17 protein-coding genes are annotated in these 15,918 nt (G+C 34.4%); 8 read left to right on the forward strand and 9 right to left on the reverse strand.

Annotated elements, in window-relative coordinates; genetic code table 11:
- Positions 1-6 precede the first annotated feature (6 nt).
- A complete protein-coding gene (locus ACW9XH_RS05530) occupies positions 7-909 on the forward strand; it encodes a malate dehydrogenase (protein ID WP_457759642.1) in 903 nt (300 codons plus the stop codon).
- Here ACW9XH_RS05530 and ACW9XH_RS05535 read toward each other — a convergent pair.
- The 4 genes from ACW9XH_RS05535 to ACW9XH_RS05550 all read right to left on the reverse strand — a co-directional run bounded on the left by ACW9XH_RS05535 (position 900) and on the right by ACW9XH_RS05550 (position 3,999).
- Complete coding sequence (locus ACW9XH_RS05535) at positions 900-1,664, reverse strand: DUF6775 family putative metallopeptidase (RefSeq protein ID WP_457759643.1); 765 nt, start codon at positions 1,662-1,664, stop codon at positions 900-902. The two genes, ACW9XH_RS05530 and ACW9XH_RS05535, sit on opposite strands and share 10 nt — an antisense overlap.
- Positions 1,665-1,877: 213 nt before the next feature.
- Entirely contained in the window at positions 1,878-2,177 is a 300-nt protein-coding gene (locus ACW9XH_RS05540) for a hypothetical protein (protein WP_457759644.1), read from the reverse strand.
- A 145-nt stretch (positions 2,178-2,322) separates the two neighbouring features.
- A complete protein-coding gene (locus ACW9XH_RS05545; RefSeq protein WP_457759645.1) occupies positions 2,323-3,030 on the reverse strand; it encodes a PAC2 family protein in 708 nt (235 codons plus the stop codon).
- A 150-nt stretch (positions 3,031-3,180) separates the two neighbouring features.
- Complete coding sequence (locus ACW9XH_RS05550; RefSeq protein WP_457759646.1) at positions 3,181-3,999, reverse strand: sulfide-dependent adenosine diphosphate thiazole synthase; 819 nt, start codon at positions 3,997-3,999, stop codon at positions 3,181-3,183.
- Between the two features lie 189 nt (positions 4,000-4,188).
- Between ACW9XH_RS05550 and ACW9XH_RS05555 the strand changes: the two genes are divergently transcribed.
- Both ACW9XH_RS05555 and ACW9XH_RS05560 read left to right on the forward strand, forming a co-directional pair.
- Positions 4,189-6,000 carry a nitrite/sulfite reductase gene (locus ACW9XH_RS05555; RefSeq protein WP_457759647.1) on the forward strand — a complete coding sequence of 604 codons (1,812 nt, stop codon included), beginning with the start codon at positions 4,189-4,191 and terminating at the stop codon, positions 5,998-6,000.
- A complete protein-coding gene (locus ACW9XH_RS05560; RefSeq protein WP_457759648.1) occupies positions 5,997-6,794 on the forward strand; it encodes a sulfurtransferase in 798 nt (265 codons plus the stop codon). The genes ACW9XH_RS05555 and ACW9XH_RS05560 overlap by 4 nt, the downstream gene beginning before the upstream one ends.
- Here ACW9XH_RS05560 and ACW9XH_RS05565 read toward each other — a convergent pair whose 3' ends face one another.
- Positions 6,795-7,916 carry a tetratricopeptide repeat protein gene (locus ACW9XH_RS05565; protein ID WP_457759649.1) on the reverse strand — a complete coding sequence of 374 codons (1,122 nt, stop codon included), beginning with the start codon at positions 7,914-7,916 and terminating at the stop codon, positions 6,795-6,797.
- Positions 7,917-8,040: 124 nt separating this feature from the next.
- On the opposite strand from ACW9XH_RS05565, the gene ACW9XH_RS05570 reads away from it, so the two are divergent.
- Positions 8,041-9,657, forward strand: a complete 1,617-nt coding sequence (locus ACW9XH_RS05570) for a collagen-like protein (RefSeq protein WP_457759650.1) — start codon at positions 8,041-8,043, stop codon at positions 9,655-9,657.
- 26 nt (positions 9,658-9,683) lie between these two features.
- On the opposite strand, the gene ACW9XH_RS05575 is transcribed toward ACW9XH_RS05570, so the two are convergent.
- The 3 genes from ACW9XH_RS05575 to ACW9XH_RS05585 all read right to left on the reverse strand — a co-directional run bounded on the left by ACW9XH_RS05575 (position 9,684) and on the right by ACW9XH_RS05585 (position 11,658).
- Complete coding sequence (locus ACW9XH_RS05575) at positions 9,684-9,821, reverse strand: hypothetical protein (RefSeq protein ID WP_457759651.1); 138 nt, start codon at positions 9,819-9,821, stop codon at positions 9,684-9,686.
- A 143-nt stretch (positions 9,822-9,964) separates the two neighbouring features.
- Positions 9,965-10,252 (reverse strand): hypothetical protein, encoded by a 288-nt coding sequence (locus ACW9XH_RS05580; RefSeq protein WP_457759652.1) that lies wholly within the window; start codon positions 10,250-10,252, stop codon positions 9,965-9,967.
- A 296-nt stretch (positions 10,253-10,548) separates the two neighbouring features.
- Positions 10,549-11,658 (reverse strand): OBG GTPase family GTP-binding protein, encoded by a 1,110-nt coding sequence (locus ACW9XH_RS05585; RefSeq protein ID WP_457759653.1) that lies wholly within the window; start codon positions 11,656-11,658, stop codon positions 10,549-10,551.
- 90 nt (positions 11,659-11,748) lie between these two features.
- Here ACW9XH_RS05585 and ACW9XH_RS05590 point away from each other — a divergent pair, with 90 nt between their 5' ends.
- From ACW9XH_RS05590 to ACW9XH_RS05605, 4 genes are all read left to right on the forward strand, one after another.
- The gene (locus ACW9XH_RS05590) at positions 11,749-12,444 is read left to right on the forward strand and encodes a phosphoglycolate phosphatase (RefSeq protein ID WP_457759654.1); all 696 of its coding nucleotides are present in this window, start codon (positions 11,749-11,751) and stop codon (positions 12,442-12,444) included.
- A gap of 1 nt (position 12,445) precedes the next feature.
- Complete coding sequence (locus tag ACW9XH_RS05595; RefSeq protein WP_457759655.1) at positions 12,446-14,332, forward strand: arginine--tRNA ligase; 1,887 nt, start codon at positions 12,446-12,448, stop codon at positions 14,330-14,332.
- A 228-nt stretch (positions 14,333-14,560) separates the two neighbouring features.
- Positions 14,561-14,707 carry a hypothetical protein gene (locus tag ACW9XH_RS05600; protein WP_457759656.1) on the forward strand — a complete coding sequence of 49 codons (147 nt, stop codon included), beginning with the start codon at positions 14,561-14,563 and terminating at the stop codon, positions 14,705-14,707.
- Positions 14,708-14,986: 279 nt separating this feature from the next.
- Complete coding sequence (locus ACW9XH_RS05605) at positions 14,987-15,583, forward strand: response regulator (protein WP_457759657.1); 597 nt, start codon at positions 14,987-14,989, stop codon at positions 15,581-15,583.
- On the opposite strand, the gene ACW9XH_RS05610 is transcribed toward ACW9XH_RS05605, so the two are convergent.
- Positions 15,584-15,883: a hypothetical protein gene (locus ACW9XH_RS05610; RefSeq protein WP_457759658.1), complete on the reverse strand. Its 300-nt coding sequence runs from the start codon at positions 15,881-15,883 to the stop codon at positions 15,584-15,586.
- Positions 15,884-15,918 lie beyond the last annotated feature (35 nt).

Here is a 15,918-nt window from a genome sequence, read left to right on the forward strand (position 1 = left end):
GTGTAGTTGATTTCAATTGTGGGTAGTGGTCGAGTTGGAGCATCTGTTGCATTTCTTTGTGTATCTAATGCGTTGGATGATGTTTTACTTGTTAATCGAAACAAGAACAAGGCAATTGGTGAGGCATTAGATATTGCAAGTGCAATTCCTGGAAATTCTAAATTCTCCATTCGTGGAACTGATGACTATTCTCAAATATCTGGCTCCGACATCGTTGTGATTACTGCAAGTATTGGTGTCTACCTGAAAGATAGAACTGAAAATATTGTACTACAGGTAAAGATGATAAAAGAAATTGCACAAAAAATTAAACAGTATTGCCCATCTGCGATAGTTTTGATAGTTTCTAACCCTCTTGATGTTTTGACTTATTTTTTCCAAAAAGAAAGTAATCTGCCTAGATTCAAAGTAATTGGCATTGCGTCTAGTCTTGATACTAGTAGATTTCGTTACTTCATATCTGAAATGCTATCCGTTCCACAATCCTCTATTTCAAACGCTCTTGTTTTAGGAGAACATGGAGATTCCATGGTTCCTATTTTCTCTGGTGTCACTGTTGGTGGTAATCCTCTTTTTTCCATGATTGACAGCAGAGATTCTATTACTGAAGATGTTAGAAATTACTGGAAAAAATTAAGATCTTTTAAGAGTAGATCTCAATTTGGTATTGCCAAAAACACATTTGATGTCATTGATTCTATTTTACACAAAAAAGAAATTGCCATTCCTGTATCTGTAGTTCTTGAAGGTGAATATGGAGAAAATGATGTTGCTATGGGTGTACCTGTAAAAATTAACCAAAATGGAATATGTGAAATACAAAATGTAAAACTTGATGATACTGAATCCTCGTCTCTGAAAAAATCATCTGAAAAGATTCGCAATCACATTAAATCTATTCATGTTTGATTCCTTAACTTTTTTAGTTTTTGTTGGTGTTTGTTACAAAGTTTTTTATTTTTAATTTGTGAGTAAAACAAATCTTTTTGCCAATGAGCATTAAATAACCTGCATTCCTTTTTCTCACAAAACGCCTCTCCTGTCTCATAGTACATTATAGCTTGCAATACATATCCTTCTGTAATTACACTTAATCTCGAATCATGATATTCTAAAAATTCACCTTTGTATTTTTTTTTAATTTCTTCGATTTTTTTTTCTGAGAAATTTGTCATTAAATCTAAATAGTATTGCTTAGGTTTTGCTGGAGCCTCTATGATCCCAGTTGTTGAAATTATTGTGGGATTGGAACTAATCAGTGCTCTAGCATGATATCTGAAATCATCATTATCAAAAGTTGCAGTAAGCTTGTTTGTAAAAATTATGTGCAATATGTTATCTGTAGTTGAAATATTCTCTGCGATGATGTTTTGTAATTCAAACCCATCATACAATGTCATCCCCTCTTGCTCGGTCATGTCTATGTTTTCTTTTTCAATTTGAATTTCTTCATGTGTTGGAATATGTTTTTTGAATTGTTTTTTTAAATCAAAAATTCGTGTTGATGCTATTTTTTCAAATGTTTTATCTTCCAAATTATTAAAAAAGGAATCTTTTATCTCGACTTTGATTTCAAATGTTTCTATGATGAATTGTTTTATTTTTTCTATCTGAATCTCTAGAACTGTAGGTTCATTGTATAAAATAATTTTTGAAATTTTCACTAAATTAGAGATTATCTTGACTGCTTATCTTTCTAATGTTTAATTTTTTTAAAGACTTGGATTATTTTTATGCTTCAAATATTGCTAAAATTTGCATTAAATTTTTAATTTTAAACTACAATCGAGTTGATTTCTTCACTATTCTTATACGATTTTGCTAGATTAGTTCAACACTTCCACTTTTGTTTATAAATAAATGAAAATCTTAAAAAATTAATTTGTAGGATTCATCAATGCAGCACGTTCTTTTGTTTTTTGATCAACCAATGCGTTGACATATTTGCCTGGCTCTGCATTACAATTCCCGATGTTTACTGCATACCCATCCATAGTTTCAGCAATACATCCATCGTTTGTAATTGCTATTATCTTTACCATCTCTATTTTTTCTGCTGGTGCAGTATAGAACATCAAATATGCAAAAAGTAGACCTGCTCCCAGAGCTATTACTCCGCCTATGATAAAAGTGGAATTTTTACCAGATTTTTTATTTGAAGATGGATTTACTGCCATGTTTTACTGCCTCTAACTCTAAATAAAAAGAATGCACTTATTTCTCAATAGTGAGTATTAGATATCAAAAAATTAATGCTCTCTATCTATTGACTTTCTCAAGTGGAATTGCAACTTTGTCTAGATTCTCTGTTTTTAAATAAAATTAGCCTATTCCTGGAGGTAGAATTGATGCTGATCTTCCAGATGTATTTTCAAAATAATTTTTAGTTTCAGCAATTAATTTTTCATTTTCTTTACTTATTTTCTCTAACTGTTCTTCAAATTTTTCAGTTTCAACTTTAACTTTTATTATATCTGAAAGTGTTTTAATGGATTTTATGATTGCATCATCATCTGGAAACATCATTCTGCAAGTAGTGTACAAAACAATACATGGTATTTTGGAATTTTTTAGTGCAGAAATAACACTTGCATCCACGCCTAGAATCACTGCACCTGGTATGTTTGGCAAATTGTATTCCTCTAAAAGATATTTGGAATTTTTGTTAGCTATTACTCCATACGAAATAGGATCGTTTTTCTTATTTTCATATGCCTCTAAACCACGCGGAATGATGATTTTTTTGATGTTGTTATTTTTTGCAAATTCTATTGATTTTATTATTAGATCATATGTGTAGATTGGATTCAATGGTATGTTGGATAGAATTGCATATAGATTATCTTTATTGTATATGCGAACTGGCCCATAAATTTCTCCATCTCTAATTGCATATGATGGTGATATTTTTGTAAATTCTAGTTCTCCAATGTCTTTCATTCCTAGCTGTGCTGTGAGATAAGATACTGCAAAAGCACCTACTAACCCTGCACTGGGGAATGCAATAATTAACATTTTTTCATTTGTCATTTTATCGGAACTCAGCAAATCAGTATCTGAAAACAAAATAAATCATACTCTCTTGATTTTCAGCATTGATTCTCTGAATGGAAACTGGGTTTGGCACAATACTTGATAATTTCAAGGATTATCTGTCAAAGCACTAGGAATATTTTTTTACTATCTTTCTAATTCTTTGATTTTTTGTGCTGTAATTTCTGCTGCTCTCTTTCCGGAGTATAGCATTGAACCAAAAGTTGGTCCCATTCTTGCCAATCCATGTGTTTCTGTAACTGACATTCCAGCTGCAATTAATCCTGGATACACTTCTCCTGTCTTGTGGACTACGTGTTCTTCCCCATCGTTGACATGCATAGGTTCCATTCCTTTCCATTTTGCTAATCCTCTATCTACAAGTCTTTTTACGGCAACTGAATCATGGCCTGATGCATCTATGATTATTTTTGCTTCAAGTGCAATTGGATCGACACAAGTAATGTTGCGTGGTAATGCTGAAACTGGCATCCAATTGACAACAATTCCTGCAACTCTTCCGTTTTTCAAAACCAAGTCATCGAATTTAGTTAATTGTAAGAATTTTACTCCTGCATCACATGCTGCTGCAATTAATTTTGACACTGCATGTGGACCTGGTGTTAAGTATAATCCATCTGCGACTTTTTTGTATGGTATTCCTAACTCGTCCCAGAATTTTTGTGCTGGTTCTCTAACTGTGACTGGATTCATCATATATCCTCCTAACCAATAACCGCCACCTAGGTAGTTGTTTTGTTCAATAACTAAAACCTTGTAACCCATGTTTGACAGTTCTCTACTAGCTGTTAATCCTGCAGGACCTGCACCAATAATAATGACATCTGATTCTGCTCTATCAATTAATACATCATGAAATTCATTTGCAATTGCACGTGTAATTTCAACTTCACGTACGTCTGTAAAAATTTTCTCTGATTGTTCTGCCACTGTTGCTTCTTGCATGAATACTCACCGTTTCCTGAACAATTAATACTTTCCCACATTTGATTTTGAAAAATTAGGTAATACTAATTATTTCTAAAATTTGACTTTTCGTAGAAATAGGAAAATTTTGTACGTTGAGGAAAATATTTCTCCTAAAACCCCCAAATTTCAAAAATTTATATCTAAACTAAAAGAAATTTCATTGTATTGACTATATCTGATCTCACACAATCTTCACCTGATTATAAAAAATCCAAAATAAACTGGTCTAGAATTGAGGAGGCAGATGATTTTGCAAATACTGTGAAATTATATCGTCAAGGGAAGTATAATGAAGATAGTTTTAGACGATATAGACTCCAGCACGGGGCATATGGAACTAGAATGACTAGTGACTATGCCATGGTTAGAATAAAACTTCCTGCTGGTGAAATTTATCCTGATCAAATTGAAAAAATATCTCAATTAAGTGAACAATACTCTATTGGCAGTGCACACTTTTCAACTAGAGAAAACATTCAACTCCATTGGGTAATTCTTGAAGATGTTTCTGAAATATTTAGAGGATTGGCCGAAGTTGGATTGACATCTAGAGAAGCGTGTGGGAACTCTGTTAGAAATGTGATGTGTAGTCCTTTGTCTGGTGTTTGTCCTGATGAAGAATTTGATGCAACTCCTTATGCTCTTGCGACTGCAAGATTCTTTTTGAGAAATCCTATGGCTCAAAATCTTCCTCGTAAATTCAAATTTAATTTTACATGTTGTGAGAAACATGGAATGGTAAGAATGGTGGATGTAGGATTAATTCCACAAATTAGAGAAATTGATGGAACTGCTCAAAGAGGATTCAAAATTTTCTTGGGTGGTGGATTGGGGAATAAATCTTATGTCGGACATCAGTTAGAAGACTTTACTCCTGAAGAAGACTTACTTTACACTTCAATTGCTGTTATGAGAATATTTGATAGAATGGGTGATAGAAAAAATCTCGCTAGAAATAGAATGAGATATTTGGTAAATGATATGGGTTGGGACAAATTCCAGAATCTTGTATTCAAAGAAAGGGCTGTAGTTCGAGCTACACAATCAGTTATCACTCAACTAGAAGTTGATCAAACCCCGGATGTAATTAAAAGACCAATTCGAATCTCTGATGAGGATGGTGGGGAGACAACTGCTGATGGATATGCTAGATGGCTCAAAACTAACACAGTAAAACAAACACAAGAAGGATATCGTTCAGTATTCCTTACTCTTGAAGCCGGTGATATTACTGCAAGTCAACTGTATGGATTGGCTGATATCATTCGGCACTTTTCATCTGAAGGTAAAGGAAGATCTGGCTTTTCACAAAATATTGCTCTACGATACGTACATGAGGATGATTTATCTCGCCTGTATTCTAAACTAATTGAGACTGGATTGGCAAAATCTGGCGCCTTAACCATGACTGCGCCTATTGGATGCTCTGGAACTACTTCTTGTAATCTGGCATTAACTAATTCACATAGATTGGCAAAAGAAATCCAAAGAAAATTCTTGGAACTAAAACTAGATGAAGATGATGATCTTAGTGATTCTTCAATTAAGATTAGTGGATGTCCTAACTCATGTGGACAACATGGAATTGCAACACTCGGATTCTTTGGTGGTGGTGGACGTGTTGGAAAAGACATGTATGCTAATTACCAAATGTCAATTGGTGGACGTTCTGATGGCGATACGATGTTGGGACAAACCCTTCTTAGAGTTCCTGCCAAACGAGTAATCCCTGTAATTCTAAAAATAATTGAAATATTTAAAGCAAATAAAAAATCTGATGATACTTTGAAATCTTGGGTTCATAGAGTTGTAAATGGAAATGAAGATTCAGAAATTAAATCAATTGTAGATATCAAAAAAATTCTCGAACCATTAATTATTCCACCCACTATTGAAGAAGATCCTGATTTCTACTTGGATTATGGAAGTGACTCCAGTTATCACACAAAGACTGGCAAGGGTGAATGTGCTGCTTGACTGACGCTGCTAAAATTACAACTGATGTAGACTCTTTGCGTTCAGAAATTCGAGACAACAGTGTTAGAGTAATTGATGTTAGACGCGAAGCTGATTATAAACAAGACCATATTCCAACTGCAGTAAATTTACCACTTGCAACTCTTTTGTCTGATGACAGTCCTGAACGTGTTTTGAAACTAGTGAATTCTATGGGAATTGATGATGAAACCCCTGTTGTAGTTTATGATGATACTTTTGGTGCATTAGCATCAAGAGTTGCATGGACTTTGGAATACTTGGGACATTCAGATGTCACTTTGTTAGAATCAACTTACAGTCATTGGAAATCTCTTGGATTGGAAAATGACTCTTCTACTCCTGACATTCAATCTAAAGAACACACTTTGAAATTAAAACCTGAAATCTTGGCAACTTCTGATTACTTGGAAACTGCCAAAACCCGAGATGATGTCATTTTGATTGACAATAGAGAAAGATTGAACTTTCTTGAACAACACATTCCTGGAGCCATCAGTTTGCCTTATCGTACTTTGGCTTCAAATGACAAAATTTTACGCTCAAAAGATGACATGAAACGATTACTGGATAACCGTGGAATTACTGGAAATTCTGAAATTATTACTTATTGTGGCAGTGTGGGTACTCTTTCAGGTCTGGCGTATTATGCACTAAAATCTGCTGGGCTGCCAAATGCCAAATTATACGTTCGTTCTTTCAAAGAATGGAAAAATCTTCAAAAGCCTACTGAAAAACAAGAAGATGCCAGTTACTGGGATTTATCTGCTGAATGATTAAGCAATCTGATCTCTGAGTTTTTTTGTTACAGTTCCTTCAATGTTGTTGAAAAGTACCATCATTTTCTCTTTGTTATCTATAAGGTAATCCACTCCTCTATCTTTTAATCTGATTTTCCACAATCTTATTTCTCTATGTTCATCAAAGAAAGTTTCTATCATTTGTTCTCCTGATTTTGTTGGGTCGATGAATTCATCAAAGATGTTAATTGTTTTTTCCACATCTTCTTCTTCTATTGCTTCTTTAACTGATTGAATCGATTGACTGAGTTGTTTTAAATTTTTAATTGGTCGAGGCAATGTTTTTTTGGTAATTCCAAACAACCCTTTCTTTTCTTTGCCTAGTTTTTCTGCGATGTTATCTGCAAGATCATAAATTGGTATTTTACTTAATCCGTCACGTTTTTCGTTTTGTACAATTAGACCTTTCTCTAATAATTTTGTTAAAGCTGTAATTGCATCTACTTTATCTAGAAATGTTGTCCACACAATTGCGCCAACTGTGTGATATCCTTGCTTAACTGATTCTAAAACTACAACCTCTTCAATTCTTTTGAATCCTTCTTCAATTCTAACATTCATGAAGTCTTTATCTCTAATTGATCTTCTTGCATTTTTAACATCAATTTCTATAGATCGTTTTAGAGATTCTAACGCTTCAGGAACTTGATTTAGTAAAGATAAGAAACATGCTTTGTTGTACCATGCCATTCCATATGTTGGGTCTGATTCAATTGCTTTTTGTGCCGAATCGAGAGCTTTGGTATAATTTTTTTGCTCATAGTGCACTAACCCTTTAAGATTCCAAGCTTCTGGATTTGTAACATCAATTTCTAAAATTCTATCATACACTTTCAATGCTTCTTGATATTCTTCCAAATGAAATCTGGCATATCCAATTTTCATTAATGTTTCAAGACTATTTGGATCAATTCGTAATGCTTGCTCAAAAATCTCTATGGCATCTTCAAGTTTTTCATCTGCCATCAAATTGACTCCTTTTTTAAATAATCTTTTAAGATTGTAATCTACATCTACTAAACTTCTTTCCTGCGGGATGGTTTTTTCAATTTTTGTTTCCTTGACGTCTTTTGATTTTCTCCCGAACGGTTTCTTCACAGCCCAAATGGCGTTTTATCTAGATAAATACCAATCTTAATTGAGCCTATTGCTGGACATGTTAAATTTAAAACAGATTTTAGCGATCTAAATACAGAAATACTTGAAATATCCACAAACGAGTGTGTCATCTCAGCCACGATTAGAGATTCAAGGTCAGGCACCATTCAAACAATCTGGTGTTTATGAAGCTCAAATCGCAGTTACTGCTAGTAAACCCCCTGATGATGACATTCGTACAAAACAATTTTCATCTTTATGGCGAGGAAATTTCCATCTTCGAGTAAAAGATGGGGTCTTTTCTGAAACTCTGGGTTCTCCCGCAAATCCTCTTCCTTCATCCATTGCCAATCTTGATAGAGTTTGGATTGTTGTTACTGATTTATTTTCTTCATTACATACTGTCTTTGATGTTCCTTTAGCAAGATCTGCATCTCAAACAAAACCTGAAATGAAACTTGAAACAAAAACAAATTTTGATGATCAAAAACCTACCCGCTCTACAAAAACAAATGTTGTTGAAACAACTGGTTCTCCTGGTGACAAAGGTCCAACTGGTCCATCTGGTCCTCCTGGTGACAAAGGTCCTCCTGGTCCTCCTGGACAACAAGGACCAATGGGAATTAAAGGTCCTGAAGGTCCTAAAGGCCAACCTGGTGACAAAGGTCCAACTGGTGACAAAGGACCCCAAGGTGACAAAGGAATTTCTGGTGATAGAGGATTAACTGGGGATAAAGGAATTACTGGTGACAAAGGAGACAAGGGTGACAAAGGAACTAGTGGTCCTCCTGGTGACAAAGGAGAAAAAGGCTCAACGGGTCCAATTGGTGACAAAGGTCCATCTGGATTAAAAGGTCCACTAGGTGACAAAGGAGAAAAAGGTCCTACTGGATTAATTGGTGACAAAGGCTCTACTGGATTACGTGGTGTACCTGGTGACAAAGGAGACAATGGTCCACAAGGTGTACCAGGTGACAAAGGATTAACTGGTCCATCTGGTCCTCCTGGTGACAAAGGTCCAACAGGGCTATCTGGTGTACAAGGAGAAAAAGGAATTCAAGGTGGTCCCGGTCCAATTGGTGACAAAGGTCCAATCGGTCCAATTGGTGACAAAGGTCCATTAGGTCCTCCAGGACCACACGGTGACAAAGGATTAACTGGTCCAACTGGCCCACTAGGTGACAAAGGCTCTGTCGGTCCACCTGGTCCAATGGGTGAAAAAGGAAACAGGGGTGTTGAAGGACCAATTGGAGAAAAAGGCCCACAAGGTCCACAAGGACCAGCAGGTTCTAAAGGATTAACTGGAGTTCCTGGCCCTCAAGGAGAAAAAGGTGACAAAGGCTCAATGGGACCAATTGGAGAAAAAGGTCAAACTGGCCCATTAGGTCCTGTTGGAGAAAAAGGTCCACAAGGTCCACAAGGTTCCCAAGGTGAACGTGGAACAACTGGTCCATCGGGAGAAAAAGGTCCACAAGGTCCACAAGGAATTCAAGGTCCACAAGGTGAACGTGGTCCAACTGGCCCAATCGGTTCAAATGGCGAACAAGGTCCACCTGGAGGACAAGGTCCTGTCGGTCCAGCCGGTCCAAGAGGTCCGCCTGGTCCACCTGGAGAAAAAGGTCCATCTGGCGGAATGTCTGCAGAACAGAAAGCTCTCTTCAAAGATTTATTGGAGATATTAACAAACAAAAATACAATTTCCACTGAAGAACAAATCAAATTAATGAGTTATCTTTATTGAGAAGTTTGATTTTTAATTTAAAATAATTATTTTAAAAATTCGTTTTCAGAATCTAAATTCGTAAATGATTTCTTTTTCTTTATTTTATCGTTAATTTCTTTTAGCATCTTTTCCTTTTCTTCTTTTAACTGCTTTGCCATCTTTTCTACATTATTTACAGACATGTGGTATTTTGAAAAATGAATGTAATATTAATTGTGAATTATTTTTTTATTTTGACTGATGCTTTACAGTTAACACTGTTTTAGAATTTAGAAAAATGAAAACAATTCGTCGTCATTATGACGATTGTTAGTTGTTAACGAGATTATCGTCTTTTTGCTGCTTTTCTCTTTGGAGCTGCTTTGCGTTTTGGTGCTGCTTTTCTCTTTGGAGCTGCTTTTTTTGCTGCAGTCTTTCTAGTAGCTTTTCTCTTTGGAGCTGCTTTCTTTACTGCTGCTTTTCTCTTTGGAGCTGCTTTGCGTTTTGGTGCTGCTTTTCTCTTTGGAGCTGCTTTTTTTGCTGCAGTCTTTCTAGTAGCTTTTCTTTTTGGAGCTGCTGTGGTAGATTTTGCTGGTGATCTACGTTTAGTTGCAGCTTTTCTTTTTGTAGCCATACAGAATTCCGTAATTTCATCGTTTTTCAGTGGTTAAACTAAAGAAATTTACACAATTTGATTACAAATTATCAAGTAATTTTATTTAGATTTTTTTTATTTTGATCGTGAAATTTCCAATTTCTTCTTTTTCAAAGGATTTTTTTCTCCTCTGGTTCTATTTTTTTTCTGAAATTTTTTGATCTGTAAGGTATTTTGGGCGCAATATTGATTATTTTTTTCAAAATTATTTTTTTACATATTATTTTTAATTATTAGAAAAACTTTCATTGTAATTTTTTCAGATCTATTTTTGATTATACGCCACGTCTTTTGATGATGGTTAACACATCTTCATCTAGCATTATGTGATTCAAACCCACACGCTGTCCTCCGAACTTTACACTCTTTCCCCAAATTAACCCGTATCTGAACTCTCGTTTTAATCTTCGATGTAGTTTGTTACAGATATCTTCTACTGTGTCCCCCTCTCTTGCAATTAGTGGCTCTTTGAAATCTGCCTCCCCTCCTTTTGGTCTCAAATAAACTCTGATAAATTTTAATTTCTCATAGATTTTTTCTTTGAGTAAATCGATATTGACATCAGAGTTTGCAGATACTTCTATCACGTCTGATTTGATTTTCGTTTTCAAATCTTTTAGAAATGCTTGATCTACCAAATCAATTTTGTTTAGGATGGTTAATGCCTTTGAATAACTAATGTTTCCTGCAATGTGATCAGCTAATTGCTCTGACGTGATGTCTTCTCTAACTACTACACGTGCACTAACCAAACCATACAGATGTAAAATATCTTTGAGATGTTTTTCTGTAATTTTTGTTAGCTTTACTTGTTGTGCAATTGCAATCCCTCCCATTGATGCTTTCTCAATAGTAATGTTTGGTGGTAATTGATTTAGTCTAATTCCAATGTTTCCTAATTCAGTAGTTAACACATCTTCGTGATATGGTTGAAATACATCTAATACTAGTAACACAAGATCTGCAGTTCTTGCAACTGACAAAATTCTCTTTCCTAACCCTTTACCTGATGATGCTCCTTTGATAATTCCTGGAAGGTCTAATACCTGAATGTTGGCCCCTCTATACTCCATCATTCCTGGGACTACTGTTAAAGTTGTAAACTGGAAAGCTCCGACTGTGGATTTTGCACTGGTCATTTTGTTTAGTAATGTTGATTTCCCTACACTTGGCAATCCGATGAAAACAACTGTTGCATCTCCACTTCGCCGTACGTCAAATCCGTCTTGCTTCATACCTGATTTTTTGGCAACTTCTGACTCTTGCTCTCTTTTGAGCTTGGCAATCTTTGCTTTGAGTAACCCTATGTGATGTTCTGTAGCTTTGTTGATCTGGGTTTTTGCCATTTCATCTTGAATGGCTTTAATTTTTTCAGGAATTCCCAATACTGTTCACTTCTTTTCACTTTCTTTTCAAATAAAACCGTATAACTTACACTTAGTAGCAAATATTATTCGGTTCAAAAAACGATTCTTGTGAAAAAGAGAATATTTGCAGTAGATATTGATGGAACTATTACTGAAAATGGTGGTGGTAGAATACACCTTGATGCTCTAGACGCATTACGTCAATTAACTAACATGGGGCATGATGTAATTTTTGTAACTGGAAGGTCTTCAGTTGAAGGATTCCTTTTATCTGTTTTTGGAGGAACTACAAAAATCGCAGTAGGTGAGAATGGCGGTTGTATTACGCTGGATTCTGATGAGCATATTTTGTTAGGGAATCTGGATGAATGTAAAAATGCGTTTGAAATAATTAAAAATAATATTGACAATGTCAAAGAAAAGCATGTTTTTCCAAGAATGACTGAGGTTGTTTTGGAAAGAACGTTTGATTTGGATCTTGCAAAAAAGTTACTTTTAGAAAAAAACATTCATGTTGAATTATCTGATAGCCAATATGCATACCATATCAATTCTCCAGGCATTGATAAGGGAACGGGATTTACAAAAATCATGAATAGGCTATCTGTCTCACGTGATGATGTTATTGCTATTGGAGATAGTGCAACTGATATCCCATTATTCAAAGTAGCAAAAACTAGCATCGCGTTAGGTAATGCTTCAGATCTTGTAAAATCTGAGGCAACAATGGTAGTTTCATCACATGCTGGCGATGGGGTTCTTGAGGCGTTAGATAAATTAGCACCTGTTTTATCTGAGATGTAATATGACATTCAAATCTATTCTTGATGAAATTGAAAATAATCTGAACAAAATATTATCTGATCTATCTATATCTGATGTAGGCTTTTCTGTTGAACCTGCAAAACCTGGATTTGGCGATGTGAGTTCAAATGTCTCCTTCCTGCTTGCAAAACATCTAAAAAAAAGTCCTAAAGAAATCACTGAAATGCTTTCTGAAAAGTATTCTGGATGCACTCATACTCTTGTTTTAAAATCTGAAGCACATCCTTCTGGGTATCTCAATTTCTTTGCAAACTGGGATAAATTAAGTCAGTTGATTCTCTCAGAGTCTTACCTTAACACATGCGGTGATGTTGAAATTGGTAATGGCTCCACAATTGTAGTTGAGCATACTAGTGTTAATCCAAACAAAGCACTGCATATTGGACATATTAGAAATATTATCATCGGAGATACTGTTTCTCGAATTTTAAAAAAAGCAGGCTACAAAGTAAATGTGCTAAACTATATTGACGATTCAGGATTGCAGGTGGCAGATATCATAGTTGGTTTCAAACATTTTGGATATGCTCAAGAGCCTCCTGATGGAAAAAAGTTTGATCATTATTGCGGCGATGACGTTTATGTCAAAACTACTGAAAAATATGATGCTGATTCCAGTTTAGAGGAAATTAGAAAAAATATTCTCAAAGAACTTGAAGATGGTAATTCTGAAACTGCGAAGTTTGGGGATATGATCACTAGACGAGTTTTAGCAGGACAATTGGAAACTTGTTGGAATTTTGGTGTTACATATGACTGTCTGAACTTTGAATCTCAGATTATTCGTTCAGGTTTATGGAGTGAAATTTTTGAGAAACTCAAAGAGATGAAATTGGTTGAATTTGAAAATGAAGGTAAGAATGCTGGCTGTTGGGTAATTCGTGGTGATGGTAAAGAAGAGGATAAAGTGATTGTTCGCAGTAATGGAACTGCCACGTATATTGCAAAAGATATTCCATATGCTGCTTGGAAATTAGGCTTACTTGAGGATCCATTTAATTATGAAAAATATGACAAGGAACAACCTAATTCTCGTGTTTTATGGCAAACCACTTTGAAAGAAACTGATAAAATCTCTAAAAACTTCACAGGTGAAAAAGTTGTCACTGTTATTGATTCGAGGCAAGCAAGATTGCAAAAAATTATCACCACGTTGATGGGCAAATTCAAATCTGTCCCTGATGCGTATAATCATTTAGGATATGAATCTGTAACTTTAAGTTCAGACACTGCAAAAACTCTTGGATTGGAAACTGAAGGTAAACAAGCTCAAATGTCTGGTCGAAAAGGCCTGTATGTTTCTGCTGATTCTGTATATGATATTCTAAAAGAGAAAACAAAAGAAGAAACCAAAAAAAGACATCCTGAAATGAATACTTCAGAAATTGAAACAATCGCACATTCCGTTTCAGTTGGTACTATACGATATGAAATGATTAAACAAGATTTGGATAAAATAATAACATTTGATTTGACAAAGTCTCTTAGCTTGGAAGGTGATACATCCCCCTACATTCAATATACTCATGCAAGGGCATCAAGAATTTTGGAGAAATCTGCCCGTACTCCGTCAATTGATGTTGATTTTACTTTATTGAATGAAAAATCAGAATTAGATTTGATTAAAAATATTGGTCTATTCAATCTAAATGTTAGAGATGCTGCAAACAATCTATCTCCAAAAGTTATTGCAAGGTACTGTTATGATTTGGCAGTTTCATTCAATTCATTTTATGAAAAATCCAAAGTTCTTGAATTGGGAGATGTGAATTTAGAGAATTCTCGTCTATGTTTGGTAAATTCATTCAAAATTGTTTTAGAAAAGGCTCTGGATCTTTTGGGAATTCAATCTCCTGATAGAATGTAATGTCCTAGGAAGAAAACTAATCTCTTCCTAGGGATATGCTACTGAGCCGAAGCACAATAGAATATCTTGGCGTGCAAACCAATTACTGAAAATAGAAAATTTAAAGTCAATAAACCTTACTTTGTATGCTAGTCTGAAACTACTGTCTATTTTGAATAATCGTGATCTTTTCTAGTTGAGGGCTCAAATGGTAAAGTTTAACCCTCTGTCCTATTTCTATTGGAATACATGGTTGATCTTAATACATATGAAAAAATAAATGAAGAAATTAAATTTACTGAAGAAGAAACAATTGAACTTTTGAAATTAAGTGAAAAGGAAATACTGGTTTTGATTCTCTCCGAATTGAAAAAGATAACTGAAAATACTCAATAATCTGTCAATTCTACCTCCCATCTTAACTTGTTATCGATATTATCTAAACTACTGTTAATTTGTTATATTATTACATTAATTCAAAGCAAATTAGCATAATTAATTGTAATTATGTATGGGTTGTTAGTATTTTTAATTTATTTCATACTTTCATAAAAAATATGAAAATAATTTTTTATACTTCTACCTATATTGATATAATATTGTGTTATTTATTTTATAAACAGACACCATTTAATTTTATAATCGATCGGAATTAGGGTTGGGTATGGGATTAGTTTGACATCAGTTATAGTTGTTGATGATAATGAAGATCTTGTTTATTCGATGTCTGAACTTTTAGAAATACATGGAATTGATGTAGTTGGCAAAGGCTACAATGGATTAGAAGGTGTTGAATTGTTTAATCGACTACATCCTGATGTGGTTTTACTTGATTTGATGATGCCAGAATATGATGGATTGTATGCATTAAAAAAAATTCGAGAGGTTGATCCAAATAGTATCATCTTAATTGTCACTGGAGGTGCTCCATCCTTGAATGCTGATATTGATTCATTAAAGCCAAACCGAATCATATCCAAGCCATTTGATGTAATAAATTTAGTTGAAGCGATTTTGGAGGAATCAAAAAACAAAATGCCTTTAAAAATTCAATATTCTTTCAAAGAAGATCCTGTGTATTACACCTGTGTCTTAACCTATGATCAATATAAAAATTTTAAAGAATTACCGGTAATAAAAGAATGTAAGATTATTAAAAATGCTGAGAAAAACATTGATGCATACGAAGAAAAAATGCAAAAAGCATTAAACTTGGCAGCCAAAAATGACATTAGTCATATTCAAAAATTATCTCAAATAGTTAATGAATAATTATTTTCTTGGTCTTCTTCGAGGGTTTTTTTCATAAAATTTCTCAACATTGTCATTCCATTCTTTAGTTTCTGCTAGACGAGAACGTGCATGTGGTCTTTTTCCATGGTTTGATAGTATCTCACTGTTGTTTTCATAGAATTTATCTGTCTCATTAATCAACACATCCAAAAATTCTGATGCTCCTTTTGCTTCTTCACTTTTTGGGTTTTGATGCGTCAAGATGGACTTTGCAAGTGTCTCAATCTTTGCTATTTTTATTCTATATTCACTTAGAATTCTGTGATCAAAAGAAATCATTTCATTTTTCTTTATTTTACTAGTGTATGTTCATT

The organism is Candidatus Nitrosopumilus sp. bin_32a (assembly GCF_054095935.1).